The sequence below is a fragment of the Pseudoxanthomonas sp. J35 genome (assembly GCF_000513995.1).
GTDB lineage: Bacteria > Pseudomonadota > Gammaproteobacteria > Xanthomonadales > Xanthomonadaceae > Pseudoxanthomonas.
On record NZ_AZVB01000003.1, the window covers coordinates 18,648 to 35,802 of the forward strand.

16 protein-coding genes are annotated in these 17,155 nt (G+C 72.2%); 6 read left to right on the forward strand and 10 right to left on the reverse strand.

All coding sequences use genetic code 11. The features are described 5' to 3' along the window. Positions 1-62 precede the first annotated feature (62 nt). From pyrF to PSEJ35_RS0103170, 5 genes are all read right to left on the reverse strand, one after another. Positions 63-785, reverse strand: coding sequence for an orotidine-5'-phosphate decarboxylase (gene pyrF / locus PSEJ35_RS0103150; RefSeq protein ID WP_028916527.1), 723 nt, complete (start codon positions 783-785; stop codon positions 63-65). Next, the gene (locus PSEJ35_RS0103155) at positions 782-1,672 is read right to left on the reverse strand and encodes a 5'-nucleotidase, lipoprotein e(P4) family (RefSeq protein ID WP_028916528.1); all 891 of its coding nucleotides are present in this window, start codon (positions 1,670-1,672) and stop codon (positions 782-784) included. Before PSEJ35_RS0103155 ends, pyrF begins: the two co-directional genes overlap by 4 nt. 74 nt (positions 1,673-1,746) lie before the next feature. Continuing rightward, entirely contained in the window at positions 1,747-2,283 is a 537-nt protein-coding gene (locus PSEJ35_RS0103160) for a DinB family protein (RefSeq protein ID WP_028916529.1), read from the reverse strand. Positions 2,284-2,285: 2 nt separating this feature from the next. Continuing rightward, positions 2,286-2,801: a GNAT family N-acetyltransferase gene (locus PSEJ35_RS15235; RefSeq protein ID WP_051412451.1), complete on the reverse strand. Its 516-nt coding sequence runs from the start codon at positions 2,799-2,801 to the stop codon at positions 2,286-2,288. 2 nt (positions 2,802-2,803) lie between these two features. Then, on the reverse strand, positions 2,804-4,777 hold the full coding sequence (locus tag PSEJ35_RS0103170; protein WP_028916530.1) for a UvrD-helicase domain-containing protein: 1,974 nt from the start codon (positions 4,775-4,777) through the stop codon (positions 2,804-2,806). Between the two features lie 147 nt (positions 4,778-4,924). On the opposite strand from PSEJ35_RS0103170, the gene PSEJ35_RS0103175 reads away from it, so the two are divergent. The 4 genes from PSEJ35_RS0103175 (at position 4,925) to PSEJ35_RS0103190 (ending at position 8,132) form a co-directional block, all read left to right on the forward strand. Beyond that, complete coding sequence (locus PSEJ35_RS0103175; protein ID WP_156924714.1) at positions 4,925-5,737, forward strand: hypothetical protein; 813 nt, start codon at positions 4,925-4,927, stop codon at positions 5,735-5,737. Then, the gene (locus PSEJ35_RS17115; RefSeq protein ID WP_051412453.1) at positions 5,734-6,546 is read left to right on the forward strand and encodes a tetratricopeptide repeat protein; all 813 of its coding nucleotides are present in this window, start codon (positions 5,734-5,736) and stop codon (positions 6,544-6,546) included. The genes PSEJ35_RS0103175 and PSEJ35_RS17115 overlap by 4 nt, the downstream gene beginning before the upstream one ends. 153 nt (positions 6,547-6,699) lie before the next feature. After that, positions 6,700-7,440, forward strand: coding sequence for a hypothetical protein (locus tag PSEJ35_RS0103185; protein WP_156924715.1), 741 nt, complete (start codon positions 6,700-6,702; stop codon positions 7,438-7,440). A 71-nt stretch (positions 7,441-7,511) separates the two neighbouring features. After that, positions 7,512-8,132 carry a thymidine kinase gene (locus PSEJ35_RS0103190; RefSeq protein WP_028916533.1) on the forward strand — a complete coding sequence of 207 codons (621 nt, stop codon included), beginning with the start codon at positions 7,512-7,514 and terminating at the stop codon, positions 8,130-8,132. A 13-nt stretch (positions 8,133-8,145) separates the two neighbouring features. Here the strand turns inward: PSEJ35_RS0103190 and PSEJ35_RS0103195 are convergent, their stop codons facing one another. The 5 genes from PSEJ35_RS0103195 to PSEJ35_RS0103215 all read right to left on the reverse strand — a co-directional run bounded on the left by PSEJ35_RS0103195 (position 8,146) and on the right by PSEJ35_RS0103215 (position 14,970). Then, the gene (locus PSEJ35_RS0103195; protein WP_028916534.1) at positions 8,146-9,735 is read right to left on the reverse strand and encodes a glucan biosynthesis protein D; all 1,590 of its coding nucleotides are present in this window, start codon (positions 9,733-9,735) and stop codon (positions 8,146-8,148) included. Between the two features lie 46 nt (positions 9,736-9,781). Next, the gene (locus PSEJ35_RS0103200; RefSeq protein ID WP_028916535.1) at positions 9,782-12,628 is read right to left on the reverse strand and encodes a tetratricopeptide repeat protein; all 2,847 of its coding nucleotides are present in this window, start codon (positions 12,626-12,628) and stop codon (positions 9,782-9,784) included. A gap of 10 nt (positions 12,629-12,638) precedes the next feature. Then, on the reverse strand, positions 12,639-13,217 hold the full coding sequence (locus tag PSEJ35_RS0103205; protein ID WP_028916536.1) for an ECF-type sigma factor: 579 nt from the start codon (positions 13,215-13,217) through the stop codon (positions 12,639-12,641). Between the two features lie 77 nt (positions 13,218-13,294). Next, on the reverse strand, positions 13,295-14,110 hold the full coding sequence (gene mutM / locus PSEJ35_RS0103210) for a bifunctional DNA-formamidopyrimidine glycosylase/DNA-(apurinic or apyrimidinic site) lyase (RefSeq protein WP_028916537.1): 816 nt from the start codon (positions 14,108-14,110) through the stop codon (positions 13,295-13,297). 2 nt (positions 14,111-14,112) lie between these two features. After that, positions 14,113-14,970, reverse strand: a complete 858-nt coding sequence (locus PSEJ35_RS0103215) for an ATP-binding cassette domain-containing protein (protein ID WP_028916538.1) — start codon at positions 14,968-14,970, stop codon at positions 14,113-14,115. Positions 14,971-15,105: 135 nt separating this feature from the next. Between PSEJ35_RS0103215 and PSEJ35_RS0103220 the strand changes: the two genes are divergently transcribed. Both PSEJ35_RS0103220 and PSEJ35_RS0103225 read left to right on the forward strand, forming a co-directional pair. Further along, positions 15,106-16,305 (forward strand): fatty acid desaturase, encoded by a 1,200-nt coding sequence (locus PSEJ35_RS0103220; RefSeq protein ID WP_028916539.1) that lies wholly within the window; start codon positions 15,106-15,108, stop codon positions 16,303-16,305. 44 nt (positions 16,306-16,349) lie between these two features. After that, a complete protein-coding gene (locus PSEJ35_RS0103225; protein WP_028916540.1) occupies positions 16,350-16,682 on the forward strand; it encodes an EF-hand domain-containing protein in 333 nt (110 codons plus the stop codon). Positions 16,683-17,155 lie beyond the last annotated feature (473 nt).

A 17,155-nucleotide genomic window follows, 5' to 3' on the forward strand; every position in this document is an offset into this window, starting at 1 on the left:
CATCCTAGCGTCGCCGCGAACCTTCGGCAACACTTGAAATTTCACAATGTAACTGGTTGATCCTAAACGCCGAGTGCCTGGGCGATCTCGCGCTGCATCGCCGCCGCCGCCGCCGCCGGGTCTGGCGCCTGGCGGATCGGGCGGCCGACCACGATGGCGTCGGCGCCGTCGCGGAAGGCCTGGGCCACGCCGACGCTCCGCTTCTGGTCGTCGCCGGCCGGGCCGCCGGGGCGGATGCCGGGGCAGACGATCGAGAAGCCCGGGCCGGTGGCGGCGCGGATCGGCGCGGCTTCGAGGCCTGAGGCGATCACGCCGTCGATGCCGGCGGCCTGCGCCGCGAGCGCACGTTCAACGACGATCTTTTCCGGTTCGCCGGAGATGCCCATCGAACGCAGGTCGTTGCCGTCCATCGAGGTCAGCACGGTGACCGCCAGCAGGCGCATGTCGCCGGTGTTGGCTTCGGCGGCGGCCTGCATCATCGCCGGGTGCCAGCCGTGGATCGTGCAGTAGCTGACCGGCCAGCGGCCGAGGCCGCGGATGACCCCGGCCACGGTGGCCGGGATGTCGAAGAACTTCAGGTCGACGAACACGCGCTTGCCGCGGTTGGCCAGCGTGTCCAGCACCTGGAAGTACTCGCCCGAGGCCAGCAGCTCCATGCCGATCTTGTAGAAGCGCACGGAGTCGCCGAAGCGGTCGATCCATTCCAGCGCCTCGGCGCGGCCGGGCACGTCCAGGGCGAAGATCAGGCGCTCCTCCGGCGCCAGCGGCAGCGGCGGGCGGCTCATGGCGCCACGTCCAGGGCGGCGCGCTTGGCCGCGCGACGGGTTTCGCGGGGCAGCTTCCAGCTGTTGCCGAACGCCGCCGGCTCCCAGCTGCCGTAGGTCGGGTTGGGCAGCATCCACCAGCGCTCGCCGAACCAGTCGTCGTATTCCTCCAGCAGGCGCTGGCGGCCTTCGAAGGTGTTGGCGTCGATGTGGACGAAGTCGCCGAGCTGGTCGCCGAACTGCATCAGCACCCTGTACTTGCGCCCGGCCAGGCGGCGGCGGCAGTCCTTCTCGCTGCCGTGCTGCTCGCAGCCTTCCACCACCGTGCCCAGGCCCAGGAACACGCTGTCGTCGGCGACCGGCAGGCCGACCGCACGCAGGTTGTCCAGGGTGGCCTGCTTCAGGTGCACGGCGCGGTTGGAGATGTAGACCATGGTGACCCCCCGTTCGCTGGCGGCGCGGGCGAACTCCAGCACGCCCGGCACCGGCCTGGCCTTGCGTTCCTCGACCCAGGCGTCCCAGGTCGGGTCGCTGTACTCGAGGCCGTCGCGGACCAGGCGCGCCTGGTAGGGCGAGTTGTCCAGCACGGTCTCGTCGATGTCCAGGACGACGGCGGGCTTGAGGCCGTGGCCGGCATTGTCGCGCTCGGACGGGACCAGCGCGTCCCAGTGCGGTTCGGCCAGGGCGCGGTCCAGCAGCGCCGCGGCGGCACGGTACGTCTGCATGGCGGCGGCCTGGTACTCGGCCGTGCGCTGCACCCACAGCACAGCGTTGAGGTTGTCGTCGGCCGGGACGGCCGCTTCTGCGGTCGCGGCCACCGGGGTGGCGGCCGGCGCGACCGGGCGCACGGGCTGGCAGGCGGCCAGCAGGGCCACGGCCAGCGCGGCGCAGGACAGGGGAAGACGCATGGAGCGCGGTCTCGCGGGAGTTACGAAGGCCCGCAAGTTTACCGGGTCGGGCGGCCGGGGCCGCGCCGGCGCGCTCACGGCGCGGCCGGGATCCGCAGCAGCAGGTCGGTCGGGCCCACGTCCACGCCGGCCTGGCTGAACAGCGTGGTGGCCTGGCCGCGGTGGTGGGTCTGGTGGTTGAAGAAGTGCAGCAGCAGGTGGGCCAGGCGCTTGCGGTGGGGATCGCCGCGCATGGTGCTGTAGGCGATGGTGCGGTCGAGGTCGGCCGCGTCGAGCTGGCCGATCCAGTCGACGATCCGCGCGTCCAGCGCCTGGCGCCGGGTCCACCACCCCTCCAGGTCCGCGCACGGTTGCGCATCGAGGCTGGCCGGCATCGGCGCGTCGTGCATCGGCCGCAGCGCGCTCCAGCGGCCGGTTTCGTCGGCGGCGGCGAAGCGCTTGAGCCAGATGGTGTCCGCCACGACCAGGTGGTTGAGGGTGCCGAGGATCGAGCCGAAGAACGCGCCACGCGGCGCGGCCAGCTCTTCCGCCGGCATGCCCGAGGCGGCGCGGTGGAGGTTGCCGTTCATCCACTGGTTGTAGCAGGCGTGCAGGACGAAGTGGTCGAGCATGGTCAGCCTCCGGGCGTTTCGAACAGCAGCAGCGGGTCATCCGAATGCGGCGCGACGACGGTGCCGGCCTCGCGCATCCCCAGCCGGTGCAGCAGGCCGGTGGAACGCGCGTTGCCAGGCGAGACGATCGCCAGCACCCGGCCGATGCCGCGCACGCGCGCATCCTCCAGCATCGCTTCGGCCGCCTCGCGGGCATAGCCGCGGCCGTACCAGGCCGGCAGGTAGGCGAAACCGATGTCGGGCGCCGGCAGCCAGTCGCGTTGCAGCAGGCCGCAGATGCCGATCGCAGCGCCGGTCCCGCGCAGTTCCACCGCATGCAGCCCGGAGCCGTCGCGCGCGTAGCTGGCCAGCGGCCCGCTGCGCAACCAGCCGTTGGCCTGGTGCTCGTCGCGCACGCCGCGGTCGCCGATGCAACGCAGGAAGTCGGGCTGGTTGAGCAGATCGACGATGAAGCCGGCATCGGCCGGGGTGAGCCGGCGGATCCGCAGGCGCGGGGCGAGCAGTTCCGCGCCCTCCATCCTCAATCCCCCAGCAGCGCCTGGATCGCGGCGAAGCCGGCGTTGGCGCGCTCCTTCTTCGCCACCGCGTCGGCCACCGGGTCGGCGCCGTCGCGCTGCAGCTCGCTGGCCGGCAGCTCGTCGAGGAAGCGGCTGGGCTTGAGCCGGACCTTCTCGCGGAAGCGCCGGGTCTCGCGGCTGTAGCTGAGCCACAGGCGCTGCTTGGCGCGGGTGATGCCGACGTACATCAGCCGGCGCTCCTCCTCCAGCGAGCCTTCCTCCAGCGCCGCGTCGTGCGGCAGGGTGCCGTCCTCGCAGCCGATGATGAAGACGTAGCCGAACTCCAGGCCCTTGGCCGCGTGCAGGCTCATCAGCCGCACCTGGTTGCCGCCGTCGTCCTTGTCGTTGCGCGAGAGCAGCGCCAGCTGCGCGGCGAGGTCGCCGGCGCTGGCGCCGCGCGGGCCGCCTTCGAACCATTCGGCCAGCTCGTCCAGGTTGGCCTTGCGGCGCTGGAACGAGGCCTCGTCCTTGCACTGCGCGCGCAGTTCGGTGAGCAGGCCGGACTTCTCGGCCAGGCGCCGTACCAGGTCGGCCGCGCTCAGCTTCGTCGCGTGTTCGCGCAGGTCGGCGATGGCGTCGTTGAATGCGCCCAGGCCGTTGGCCGCGCGCGGCGGCAGCTGCGCCAGCGCGCCCATCGACTGGGCTGCGCGCGACAGCGGCATGTGCTTGCTGGAGGCCAGTTCGGCCAGCCGCGCCAGCGAGGTGGCGCCGACTTCGCGCCTGGGCGACTGCACCGCGCGCAGGAAGGCCGCGTCGTCGTCCGGGTTGGCGATCACCCGCAGCCAGGACAGCGCATCCTTCACTTCCTGCCGTTCCAGGAAGGCGGTGCCGCCGGTGAGGTGGTAGGGAACGCGCAGCAGCTGCAGCGTCTTCTCCAGCGGCCGCGACTGGTGGTTGCTGCGGAACAGGATGCAGAAGTCGCTCCACGGCACCTGCTTGGCTTCATGGAGGAAGGAGATCTCGGCGGCGACCCTCTCCGCCTCGTGCTCGCTGTCGCGGCATTCCCACACGCGGATGCGCTCGCCGTCGGCCTGGTCGGACCACAGGGTCTTGAGGTGCTTGTGCGGGTTGCGTGCGATCAGCGCGTTGGCCGCGCGCAGCACGCGGTTGGAGCAGCGGTAGTTCTGCTCCAGCTTGATGACCTGCAGGTTCGGGTAGTCCCGTGCCATCTGGTCGAGGTTCTCCGGGTTGGCGCCGCGCCAGGCGTAGATGCTCTGGTCGTCGTCGCCCACGCAGGTGAAGTTGCCCTTCGGCCCGGCGATGGCCTTGAGCAGGCGGTACTGGGCGTCGTTGGTGTCCTGGCATTCGTCGACCAGCAGGTAGCCGATGCGCTCGCGCCAGGCGACCACGACCTCCGGGTTCTCCTCGAGGATCTGCACCGGCAGGCGGATCAGGTCGTCGAAGTCGACCGCGTTGAACGCGGCCAGCCGCGCCTGGTAGCGCGCATAGAGCTTCGCCGCCTCCATCTCGCGGGTGGAGCGGGCCAGGGCCAGCGCCTGTTCCGGGGACAGGCCGGAGTTCTTGGCGCGCGAGATCAGGTTCTTAGCGTCCTCGATCGCGTCGGGCTTGGCGCCGGGCATCAGGTCCTTGACCTGGGCGGCGCTGTCGTCGGGGTCGAAGATCGAGAAGCCGCGCTTGAGGCCGGCGGCGGCGTGCTCGATCTGCAGGAACTTCAGGCCCAGGGCGTGGAAGGTGCAGATGGTCAGCTCGCCGGCGGCCTCGCCCCTGATGCGCTTGGCCACGCGCTCGCGCATTTCCTTCGCCGACTTGTTGGTGAAGGTGATCGCGGCGATGCGCCGCGCCGGATAGCGGCCGGTGCCGACCAGGTGGGCGATCTTCTCGACGATGACGCGGGTCTTGCCGCTGCCGGCGCCGGCCAGCACCAGCAGCGGGCCTTCGTCGTGCAGGACCGCGGCGCGTTGGGGAGGATTGAGCAAGGTCGCGTTGGGGATGGAGCAGGGGCCGCGCATTCTACCGCCCCGGCCGGACCGGGCCGGGCACCGGCAGGCCATGACCCCTGGCCTGCGACGTTCCGGCCCGGCCCGACGTATGGTTCAGGCACCTTCGCGCGCGGAGAACCCGACATGGACAGCCCGGCCCCGGACGCCTCAGGGACATCGCCCCTCCGACCCCGGCTTCGCCTGGCCCTCGCCGCAGCCCTGCTCGCGGCCGGCGCGGCCGCCACGGCGGCGCCTTCCGGCGCGGTGCGCCTGCTGCAATGGGAAGGCCCGGTCGACCGGCCGGTGTTCGGGTCGTACGTCGGCGAGCCGGACATCGCCCCGGAACTGCTGACCGAGGGTTTCCTTGCCGCCCACCCGGACATCCGCTGGCGCCGCGAAGGGCTGCACGCCTTCCACCACAAACGCTACGACGAAGCGCTGGACTACTTCCGCCGCGCCGCCAGCTACGCCGACAAGGCCTCGATGGCGATGCTGGCGGAAATGCACTGGGAGGGCCTGGGCGTGGCGCGCGACCGGCCCATCGCCTATGCCTGGATGGACCTGGCTGCCGAGCGCATGTACCCGAACTTCACCATCCTGCGCGAACGCTACTGGCGCGAGCTGTCGAAGGAGGAGCAGGAGGCGGCGATCGAGCGCGGCCAGGCGCTGCTGGCCGGGTTCGGCGACGCGGCGGCCAAGCCGCGCCTGGCGCGGATCCTGCGCACGGAAGGGCGCAAGGTCACCGGCAGCCGCACCGGTTCGGTCGGCTTCGTCCGGATCGTGCCGATGACCGGGCCGATGGCCGGCAAGGGCCAGGTGATGCGCGCCGACGACTACTACCGCCGCGACTACTGGGAGCCGCAGCGCTACTGGGCCTGGCAGGACGAGGTGTGGAAGGCGCCGCGCAGGGAGAACGTCGACGTGGGCGACGTCGAGCAGGTGCCGGCGAAGCCGTGAGCCGGGACGCGCCCGCGCCCGGGACGGAACGCGCGCCGCGCCGGCGCCGCGCGCAGGCCTGGCCGGCGCTCCTGCTGCTGCCGCTGCCGCTGCTGGCGGGCGAGCTGCCGTCCCGCTGGCACTCCTCGGCCTTCACCGCGGCCCCGGGCGCGGTGATCACACCCGAAGCCGCGCAGGCCCAGGGCGACCTGCAGGGCGACGAACCGCTGGCCCGCTACCTGATCCTGCGCTTCATGCAGGGCCATCCGGACCTGTTCTGGCGCCTGCGCGGGCGTGGCTACCTGGAACAGGGCGACTACGCCCGCGCCCGCGAATGCTTCGAGCGCGCCGCCAGATTCGCCGACAAGCCCTCGCAGGCGATGCTCGGCGAGATGTACTGGAACGGCCAGGGCGTGGCCGTGGACCGCGCGCTGGGCTATGCGTGGATGGACCTGGCCGCCGAGCGCATGTACGAGGACTTCCTGCTGCTGCGCGAGCGCTACTGGTCGCAGCTCGACGCGACCGCGCGCGAGGACGCCCTGGCCCGCGGCCAGCCGCTGCTGCGCCGCTATGGCGACGTCAAGGCCAGGCCGCGCCTGGCCAAGGCAATGAAACGGATGCGCCCGCGCGGGATCGATGCCGCCGGCTTCTTCGGCAACCTGCCGATCCTGCCCACGGTCGATGGCCGACCGGGCACGATCACCCTGCGCGGCACCGAATGCTTCGACGACACCTATTGGGAACCGGAGGCGTACTTCGCCTGGCAGGACGCGGTGTGGGAACGCCGCCACGCGGACGCCACGCCCCCGGCCACGCCGCCGGAAAAGTGAGCGTGGGAGGCCGGCGTGCACGGCGCCCGGGCCTGTTGCAGACTGCCCGTGGCCGCGGCGAACCGGGGGCTGGCGGGCGCCGGCGGCAGACCCGCGCGCCGCAGGGGACGGCAAGCGGCGCGGCAAGGAGCGGTTCGACAAGGAGGAACGGGAATGGACGTACGTCGTATGTCCCGCACGCGCATGTCGCGCGGGATCGTGTCGTTGTTGCTTGTGTTGCTGCCGGCTGCATCGCTGCAGGCCGAACCCTCGAGGGCGGAGCGCCGCTTCGCCGAACTGTCCGGGACCTCCGGGTTCCAGGCCTACCACCCCGACCTGCGCTTCCGCCAGCTGGGCATCGAGGCCTATGCCCGCGGCGACCACGGGGAGGCGCTGCGCCGTTTCCTGCGCGCGGCGCGCTTCGCCGACAAGCCCTCCCAGGCGATGGTGGCCGAGGCGTACTGGCACGGCCGCGGCGTCGAGGCGGACCGTGCCCTGGGCTACGTCTGGATGGACCTGGCTGCCGAGCGCGGCTACCCGGATTTCATCCAGTTCCGCGAGCGCTACTGGGCGGCGCTGACCGGCGCCGAGCGCGAGCGCGCGCTGGCGATCGGCCCGGCCGTGTTCGACGAGTACGCCGACGCGGTGGCGCAGCCGCGCATGGCCGCCTGGCTGTTGCGCGGCCGCTCGAAGGCCGCCGGCAGCCGCACCGGCTTCGTCGGCTCGCTCGTGGTCCAGGTGATGGACGGCGACGCCCCGGGCGGGGTACGCACCTACAACGGCCGCGACTACTACGCCGAGGAGTACTGGAAGCCGCGCGAGTACTGGCGCCTGCAGGACGAGATCTGGCGCGCGCCGGTGCGCGAGCGGGTGGACGTGGGCGATCCGGAGACGGTGCCGCCGCCGGAGCAATAGGGCGCCGGCGCGGCATGGGCTTCCGCCACCGCGGTGTGGGTGGCGGAAGCGTCTGGCCGTAGAATCCGCCGATGGCCAAGCTCTACTTCTACTACTCGGCGATGAACGCCGGGAAGACCACCACCCTGCTGCAGTCCGCGTACAACTACCAGGAACGCGGCATGCGCACCCTGATCCTCACCCCGCGTTTCGACGACCGCGGCGGTCGCGGCGGGGTGGTCGCTTCGCGCATCGGCCTGCGCGCCGAAGGCACGCCGTTCGATCGCGACACCGACCTGGAACGGCTGGTCGAATCCGACGTGCTCGCACACGGCAAGCTCGGCTGCGTGCTGGTCGACGAGGCGCAGTTCCTCAGCCGCAGCCAGGTGTGGCAGCTGAGCGAGGTGGTCGACCGCCTGCGCATCCCGGTGTTGTGCTACGGCCTGCGCACCGACTTCCGCGGCGAGCTGTTCGAGGGCAGCCGGTACCTGCTGGCCTGGGCCGACGAGCTGGAGGAGATCAAGACGATCTGCCACAGCGGCAAGAAGGCGACGATGAACGTGCGCGTGGACGCGCAGGGCCGCGCCGTGCAGGACGGCCCGCAGGTGGAGATCGGCGGCAACGAACGCTACGTCTCGGTGAGCCGCCAGGAATTCAAGAAGGTCATGCGCGGCGAAGGCACGATCGAGCCGATGCAGGCGCCGCTGCTGTAGGCGCGGCGGCGGCTCAGTACAGCACCCGCTCGCCCGGCGGCGGTGGGTTCCACTGGTACAGCCAGGTCTCGGTGAGCGCGCGGCCTTCGTGGCGCAGGTACAGGCGCAGGTCGATCTGGGTGGTGGAATCGTCCGGAGGGACCACGTCGAACATGGCGCGGTAGCCCTCGATCGCATGCAGCGGCCGCGCGGAGATGGTTTCCAGCGTGCCGCGGCTGCTTTCCACCACCGCTTCGACCACGGCGTTGCGCCTGCCCAGCTCCGCCAGCTCGCCGCCGGCGAAATCCACCGCGAAGCGCCAGGAGAAACGCTCGCGCTTCCTGCCGATCACCCCGCCCAGGCCGGTGCGGGTGGCCACGGTCTTCGCCAGCGCCGGCTGCACCGGCGGCTGTTCGCCCCAGAACAGGCGGTAGCCGAACAGCAGCTCCTGGCCCGGCTGCGGCTTCGCTTCCGGGTTCCAGAAGGCGACGATGTTGTCGAAGGTCTCGTCGACGGTGGGTATCTCCACCAGCTGCACCGAGCCGCGGCCCCAGCCGTGCTTGGGTTCCACCCACAGGCTCGGGCGCTTCTCGTAGAACACGCCGTCGTCCTGGTAGTGGTCGAAGTTGCGATCGCGCTGCAGCAGGCCGAAGCCGCGCGGGTTGTCGTCGGCGAAGGCGTTGAAGCGCAGGTGCGCCGGGTTGCCCAGCGGCCGCCAGATCCATTCGCCGGCGCCGGTGTGCATGGCCAGGCCGTCGCTGTCGTGGATCTCCGCGCGCCAGTCCCAGTCCATGCGCCGGTCGTTCTCGCCGACCTGGAACATGCTCGTCGCCGGGGCGATGCCGAGGCGTTCGATTTCCCTGCGCGGGTACAGCGCCGCGTCCACGTCCATCACCAGCGGCTCGCCCCTGGTGATGGCGAAGCGGTAGGCGCCGGCGACGCTGGGCGAATCCAGCAGCGCGTACACCACCACCGTTTCCGAACCCGGCGCCGGGCGTTCCAGCCAGAAGGCGACGAAGTCGGGGAACTCCTCCGGCCGCGGCATGCCGGTGTCGATCGCCAGGCCGCGCGCGGACAGGCCATACTGCATGCTCGAACCGACCGCGCGGAAATAGCTGGCGCCGAGGAACGCGGCCCAGTCGCGGCGGGTGTCGTCGGGCGAATTGAGGCGGAAGCCGGCGAAGCCCAGGTCCTTCGGCAGGCGCCTGCCGTCCAGGCCGCTGCGGCCGTAGTCGAACATGCCCGGGTCGTAGGCCAGCTCCTGCGCCTGCCCGCCGGCGACCTCGAACATTCGCACCGGGCGCTTGAAGAACAGGCCCAGGTGGAAGAACTTGGCCTGGAACTTCGAGCCGGGCAGGTCGCCCCACAGCGCGTGGTCCTGGCGGAAGCCGATCGACTGGTACTGGTCCCAGTCCAGCGCCGCCACCGCCGGGGGCAGCTTCTCGCTGCGCGGCACGAACGGCTGGGCGGCCATGGCCCGCGCGTGGCCCTTGAGCCAGGCGTAGTCGAACGGATGGCGCTGGCCGAGCGGGACCGGCGCGGCGAAGGCTTGCAGCAGCGGCAGGGGCAGGCCGGCGGCGGCGAAGGCCGCGGCGGCGCGGGTCAGGAACTGGCGTCGTTGCATGATGCGGATCGACGGCGTGGGGAGCGCGCCATCTTAAGCAAAGCCCTCAGCGCGAGGCGGTGGCGCGCAGGCTGCCGTTCAGCCGGCCGTCGCACGCGGCCGCCATCCGTGCCACCTCGCGGACCAGGCTGCCCCCCTCGGGCCGGGCGCCACGCAGTTCCCGGTCCAGCGCCTGCAGTTGCCGGCCGGCGCCCGGATCGCCCTCGCCGCACGCGACCTCGGCGGCCAGTGCCCGCGCTTGCCAGCGCAGCCTTGCCAGGGCCGGGGCGGCCGGCAGTTCGGCGGCGATGCGGCCCAGGCGCGAGGCAGTGCCTGCGTCCACGCCGGACCCGTCCGGCTGCACCCGGGCCAGCGCCAGGCGCGCGCGCAGGGTGCGCGGATCGTCCGGTCCGTAGCCGACGCGGGTCAGCTGCGCGGCGCGCTGCAGCCACGGGCGCGCCGCTTCGGCCTGGCCGGCTTCCAGCAACAGTTCGCCCATGCGCCGGTCCAGGTCGCCGACCGCGGGGTGGCTGGCACCCAGGCGCGCGGCGCGGACCTGGCGGGCCTCGGCCAGCGTCTTCCGCGCCGCGTCCAGGTCGCCGTGCGCGCGCTGGGCTTCGGCCAGGTCAGCCAGGCCGTAGCCGAGCAGGTGGCGACCATCGGGCTGGCGCCAGATCTCCACGGCCCGGGTGAAGTCCGCCAGTGCGGTTTCGGTATCGCCGTGCTCCAGCGCCAGCCGGCCCAGCGCGACCAGGCTCAGCGCGGTCTCGCGGTGGGCCGGGCCGAGCAGCGCCTCGGTCGGCCCGTGCTGCTGCTCGAGGAGCCGGGCCGCCTCGTCCAGCCGGCCCAGCTGCATGCAGGCCAGGCCGAGCTGGCGCTGCACCGCCAGCGTGGAGGGATGCAGCGGGCCATGCAGCTCCTGGGACAACGCCAGGGCCCGGCGCAGCACCTGTTCGGCCTCGACGGCATCCTCCCGGTCCATGTACAGCACGCCGAGGCTGCGCTGGATGTCGACCAGCAGCGGATGGCGGTCGCCCAGCCGCTCGCGCAGCCGGCGCTGCGCGGCGAGGAACTGGTCGATCGCCGCGCCGGTGCGCGCCGCGTCGGCTTCCAGCGCGGCCAGGTCGATCATCGCCTCGGCGACGCCGACGTCGTCGTCGAGCACGCCGCGGCGCAGGGCGATGGCGCGTTCGAACCACTGCCGCGCCGCGATCGGCTCGCCGAGCATGCGCCTGCAGCGGCCGTACTGGACGTAGAACTCGGCGGCCTCGCGCGCCAGCGCGTCCTGCCGGCGCTGCGCCTCGGTGGCCAGTGGCTGCATCCGCGCCACGCAGTCCTGCGAACGGCTGAGCAGGCGCAGCACGCGGCCGTGCTGGCTGGCCGCATCCAGGCGCAGGCCCGCCGGCGCGCCAGGATCGCCGGCCAGCAGCGCCTGCTGGCGTTCGGACAGGGCCAGCGCCTCGCGGTAGTCGCCCAGGCCGATGTACACCCGCGCCAGCACGCCGAGCAGTTCGGCGCGGGCGCGCGGCTGGCGTTCCAGTTCGCTTTCGCTGCGCCGCGCCCCGGCCGAGAGCAGTTCGCGCATGGCCAGGCCCTGGCTGCGCTGGGCGCCGCCGGCATGGTCGAACAGGCCCAGCACCAGCCGCTGCATCGCCTGCGCGCGCGCCGCCTCGTGCCGCGCCTCGTGCGCCTGCCACAGGGCCACGCCCAGCGCCGACAGCAGCGCCAGCACCGCCACCGAACCCAGGCCCACGCCCCAGGTGTGGCGCTGCACGTACTTCTGCAGCTGGTAGCCGATCCGCGGCGGACGCGCCTCCACCGGGCGGCCTTCGAGATGGCGCTGGATGTCGCGGGCCAGCGCCTCGACCGAGCCGTAGCGCCGCGCCGGCAACTTGTTGAGCGCCTTCAGCGCGATGTTGTCCAGGTCGCCGCGCAGGCGCTGCGCCAGCCTGCGTGCCTGCGCGGTGTCCAGCTGCCCGGTCTCGGCCAGGCGCTGCACGGCGATAGCCGGGCGCGGCGGCGACACGTCCAGGATCGCCCGCTCCCACTCGGCGTCGCTCTGCCGGCGCAGGCGGTAGGGTTTGTCGCCGACCAGCAGTTCGTACAGCACCACGCCCAGCGAATAGACGTCGGTCAGCGTGCTCACCGGTTCGCCGCGGACCTGCTCGGGCGCGGCGTAGTGCAGGGTGAACGCGCGCACCTCGGTGCGCGGATGGGCGCCCTCGCCGTCCTCGCGGTCGAGCAGCTTGGCGATGCCGAAGTCGAGCAGGCGCACGTCGCCGGAGGGCGTGACCAGCATGTTCGACGGCTTCAGGTCGCGGTGCACGATGAGGTTGGCGTGGGCATGGCTGACCGCGTCGCAGACCTGCAGGAACAGGCGCAGCCGCGCTTCCACCGGCAGCGCGTGCTGGCGGCAGTAGTCGGTCAGCGGGATGCCTTCGACGTACTCGAGCACCAGGTACGGCTGGTCGCCCTCGCCGATGCCGGCGTCGAGCAGGCGGGCGATGTTCGGGTGCTGCAGCCGCGCCAGGATCTCGCGCTCGCGGGAGAAGCGCAGGCGCAGGTTGGGATCGGCGTAGCCGGGGCGCAGCAGCTTCAGCGCCAGGCGGCGCCGGTACAGGCCGTCGGCGCGATCGGCCAGCCAGACCTGGCCCATGCCGCCTTCGCCGAGCAGACGTTCCAGCCGATAGGCGCCGAGCACGCTGCCTTCGCGCGAGGCGGGGCGCGCGTCGTGCAGGGGTTCGTGGAGGAAGTCGTCTTCCTCCTCGGTGCCGGCCAGCAGCGCTTCCAGCTCGCGCGCCAGTTCCGGATCGGTGGCGCGGTGGCGTTCGAGCTCGATGGCGCGTTCGCCCGGCGGCAGGTCGAGCAACGCGTCGAGCAACGGCGACAGGCGCTGCCAGCGCTCGGCGTCCATCGCCGCGCCCTCAGTCCTCGCGCATCGCCGCGAGCAGGAACAGGCGCGCCTTCTGCCAGTCGCGGCGCACGCTGCGTTCGGACCGCTGCAGCAGCTCGGCGATCTCCTGCTCGGAGAGGCCGGCGAAGTAGCGCAGTTCGACCACCCGCGCGAGCCTGGGATCGAGCGCGACCAGGCGCTCCAGCGCGGTGTCCAGCGCCAGCAGGTTCTCGTCCAGGCGCAGGCTGCTTTCGCTTTCCTCGGGGATTTCCGCCACGCGCTTGAGGTCGCCGCCGCGCTTGCGGGCCATGCGGTTGCGCGCGTAGTCGACGACCACGCTGCGCATCGCCGAGGCCGCGTAGGCGAAGAAATGGGCGCGGTCCTCGAAGCGCGCGCCGCCGCTGGCGCCGATCAGCTTGAGGTAGGACTCGTGGACCAGCGAGGTCGGGTCCAGGGTGTTGTTCTGCTGGCCGGACAGCTGGCGGCGGGCGAGGGTGTGCAGCTCCTGGTAGAGCGTACCCAGCACGCGGTCCAGCGCTTCGCGGTCTCCGCCGCGCGCGGCATCCAGCCACACGGTGATCTCGAGGGAACTCTCGGGGGCGTCGGCCATCGTCGTCTCCACGACTGAGGCAGTGGGGCCGAATATAGCGGCTTTTCAGCCCCCGGGCGGGATCGGCCCCGCCCGGCTCAGCGCTGGCAGCGCGGGCACCAGACGCTGGCGCGCTGGCCGATGCTGGCCTCGCGCAGGGCCGTGCCGCAGGCCGGGCAGGGCAGGCCGCCGCGGCCGTACACGGCCAGCTCCTGCTCGAAGTAGCCCGGCGCCCCGTCCGGATCGAGGAAGTCGCGCAAGGTGGTGCCGCCGCGGGTGATGGCGTAGGCCAGGATCTCGCGGACCGCCCCGGCCAGGGCGACGTAGCGTTCCCGCGAGACCTTCCCGGCCGCCCGCAGCGGCGAGATGCCGGCGCGGAACAGGCTCTCGGCGGCGTAGATGTTGCCCACCCCGACCACGATCCGCTGGTCCATCAGGAAGGTCTTCACCGGGGCGCTGCGGCCGCGGCTGAGGCGGTACAGGCGGTCGCCGTCGAAGTCGCCGGACAGCGGCTCCGGGCCCAGGCCCTGCAGCAGTTCGTGGGTGGTGCCGGCCGGCTGCCAGAGCAGGCAGCCGAAGCGGCGCGGATCGGTGAAGCGCAGCACCCGCCCCGAATCCAGGGCCAGGTCGACGTGGTCGTGGGTCCCGACCGGGGTGTCCGCCGGCAGCACCCGCAGCATCCCGGACATGCCCAGGTGCAGCAGGGCGCTGTCGCCGGCGTCGGTGTCCAGCAGCAGGTACTTGGCGCGGCGGCGCACGGCTTCGATGCGGCGGCCGGGCAGGTCGCGGCCCACCTCGGCCGGGATCGGCCAGCGCAGGTCAGGGCGGCGCAGGACCACTCCGGTGACCCGCCGGCCCTCGAGGTGCGGGGCCAGGCCGCGGCGGGTGGTCTCGACCTCGGGCAGCTCGGGCACGCTCAGCTCCCGGCCGCGGCCAGGTAGTGGACGTCGCCCTGCGGGTCGCGTTCCTGCCAGACCCGCACCGGGCCACCGAAGGCCTGCGACAGCAGGGCGCCGTCGAGCATGGTGCTGCGCGTGCCGTCGGCCAGCACGCGGCCGCCCTGCAGCACCACCACCCGGCCGATCTCCGGAACGATCTCCTCGATATGGTGGGTTACCAGCACCAGGGTCACGCCGTCGCGGGCCAGGGTGCGCAACATGGCCAGCAGGTGGCCGCGCGCGACCAGGTCCAGGCCGGTGCCCGGTTCGTCCAGCAGCAGCGCGTGCGGCCGGTTGACCAGTGCGCGCGCGATCAGCACCCGCCGCGCCTCGCCGGTGGACAGCTCGGCATAGAGCCGGTGACGCAGCGGCAGGGCGTGGGCACGGGCCAGGGCCTCGGCCGCCCGTTCACGCATGTCGTCGGTGATCTCACGGAACGGGGGGACGACGAAACTGGCGAACAGGCCGCTGAGCACCGCGTTCTCCGCGGTCAGGCCGGGCTGGTCCGCGAGGTTGGCGCCGAAATCGCCGGTGACGATGCCCAGCTGCGAGCGCAGCCGGTCCACCTGCCAGCGGGCCTGGCCCAGCACCTGCACCGGCGGGGTGTCGCCGGTGCGGGCCAGCGGATACAGCTCGCGGGTGATCAGCTTGATCAGCGTCGACTTGCCGCAGCCGTTGGCGCCGAGGATGGCGGTGTGCTGGCCCTGGTCGATGCGCAGGCTCAGTTCATGGAGGACGCGGACCTGGCCGCGGATGACGCTGGCGCGGTCCAGTTCGATCAGTGTCGGGCGTGACGTTTCCGTCACGGCGAGGGCGGCAGGGGAGGAGATCGGCACGGAACTTCCTGGCTGGCGGGGCCGCGAGCCTGAACAACATACGCGGCCGACAGGTGAAGTTTGCCGGAACAGGGCCCATCATGTCCCTCGCACGGGCCGCATTCCAGGCCCCACCACCGAGGGTCCCCGCACGACATGTCCGACACGCTGATCCAGTTCCTCACTTCCGGCGTGGCCGGCCTCGGCTGGGTAGGCCTGCTGGTGGTGCTGCTGGTCTTCACCCAGCTGACCATCTTCTCCGTCACCCTCTACCTGCACCGCAGCCAGGCGCACCGCGGCGTGGACTTCCACCCGGCGATCGCGCACTTCTTCCGCTTCTGGACCTGGCTGACCACCTCGATGATCACCCGCGAGTGGGTGGCCATCCATCGCAAGCACCACGCCAAGGTGGAAACCGAGGAAGACCCGCACAGCCCGCAGACCCGCGGCATCCGCAAGGTGTTCTGGGAAGGCGTGGAGCTGTACCGCGAGGCGCGCGCCGACCGCGCGTCGATCGAGCAGTACGGCAAGGGTGCGCCGGACGACTGGATCGAGCGCCGCCTCTATACCCCGCACGCGAACCTCGGCCCGACGGTGCTGCTGTTCGTCAACTTCGCCCTGTTCGGCCTGCCGGGCATCGCGGTGTGGGCAATCCAGATGGCGTGGATCCCGTTCTGGGCCGCCGGCGTGGTCAACGGCCTCGGCCACTGGTGGGGCTACCGCAACTTCGAGTCGTCCGACACCTCGACCAACCTCACTCCGTGGGGCGTGTGGATCGGCGGCGAGGAGCTGCACAACAACCACCACGCGTTCCCGAGCTCGGCGCGCTTCTCGATGCGCCGCTGGGAGTTCGATATCGGTTGGGCCGTGATCAAGGGCCTGGAGAAGCTGCGCCTGGCCAGGGTGCTGCGCGTGGCGCCGAGCCTGGACATCCGCCCGAACATCGCGGTGCCGGATACCGAGACGGTGCGCGCGCTGCTGTCGCACCGCTTCCAGGCGATGACCGACTACCAGCGCAACGTGATCAAGCCGGTGCTGCGCGAGGAAGCGGCGGCTGCCGGTGCGCGCCTGCGCGAGCTGCTGCCGCGGCGCATGCGCCGCGGCCTGGTCGACGACGGCCGCTGGCTCAAGCCGGACGCGCGCGAGCAGCTGCAGCAGTGGGTGCAGCAGCGCCCGCGGATCAAGGCGCTGGTCGAGCACCGGGCGCGCCTGGCGGCGGTGCTGGAGGCGCGCAGCCACGATGCGGCCGAGCGCCTGCACCAGCTGCAGGCCTGGTGCCAGGAGGCCGAGGCCAGCGGCATCCGCGCGCTGCAGGAATACTCGATGCGGCTCAAGGGTTACGCGCTGGCGCACTGATGCGCGTCGTCCGCCGCCATCGCGTCGACCACAGGCCCGGGCGCATGCGTCCGGGCCTGCTGCTTTGTGCGGGCCTGCTGGCCTGGGCGGGTGCGTCGGCGCAGGTCGAGCGTACCGCCGACTACCTGTCGAGGATGGATACCGACGGCGACGGCCGGGTCTCGCAGGAGGAGTACGTGGCCTGGATGGGCTACGCCTTCGAGCGCATGGACACCGATGGCGACGGGGTGCTGTCCACGGCGGAGCTGCCGGGCGGCAAGGGCAAGCCGGTGACGCTGGAATCGCACCGGCGGCGCCTCGCGGAGCGCTTCAGGCGCCAGGACGCGAACGGCGACGGCTACCTCGACGCGAAGGAGCTGGCGGCGCCGCCGCTGTAGGGCCCGCTCCGGGCATCCGCCTCGTCACGTCGGGGATCGCGCGCTGACGTGACTGCCGGGTTGTTGCAGTTGCCGCAACGGCACCTGCAACGAGGGTGGACCGCAACCGCAACCGCAACCGCAACCGCAACCGCAAGGGCATGGGCATGGGGTTCGCAGGCTCCGGACGGAGCCGCGGCAGTGCGGGGGTATGGCGCATCGCGCGGCTCCGCGTCCTGCTCCAACGTGCGACCGCGGCACATCCATGTGCCGCTTGCGCCGCGCCGGGAATGAACCCGGGCGCTGGCCACGCCTGGCGCGTCGCCACGCGCTGGCCTTCTAACCGCATCGTCCAGCCCCCCGCCTTTGCATACCCCCGCACTACCGCGTCTTCGGGGGGGGCGTTGGGGGTGTGGCTTCGTTCCGCTCTCCCTCCGGGAGAGGGGCGGGGAGACGGTCGGGGCCGGCGAATGGTTCCGTGCCGGGGCATCGGC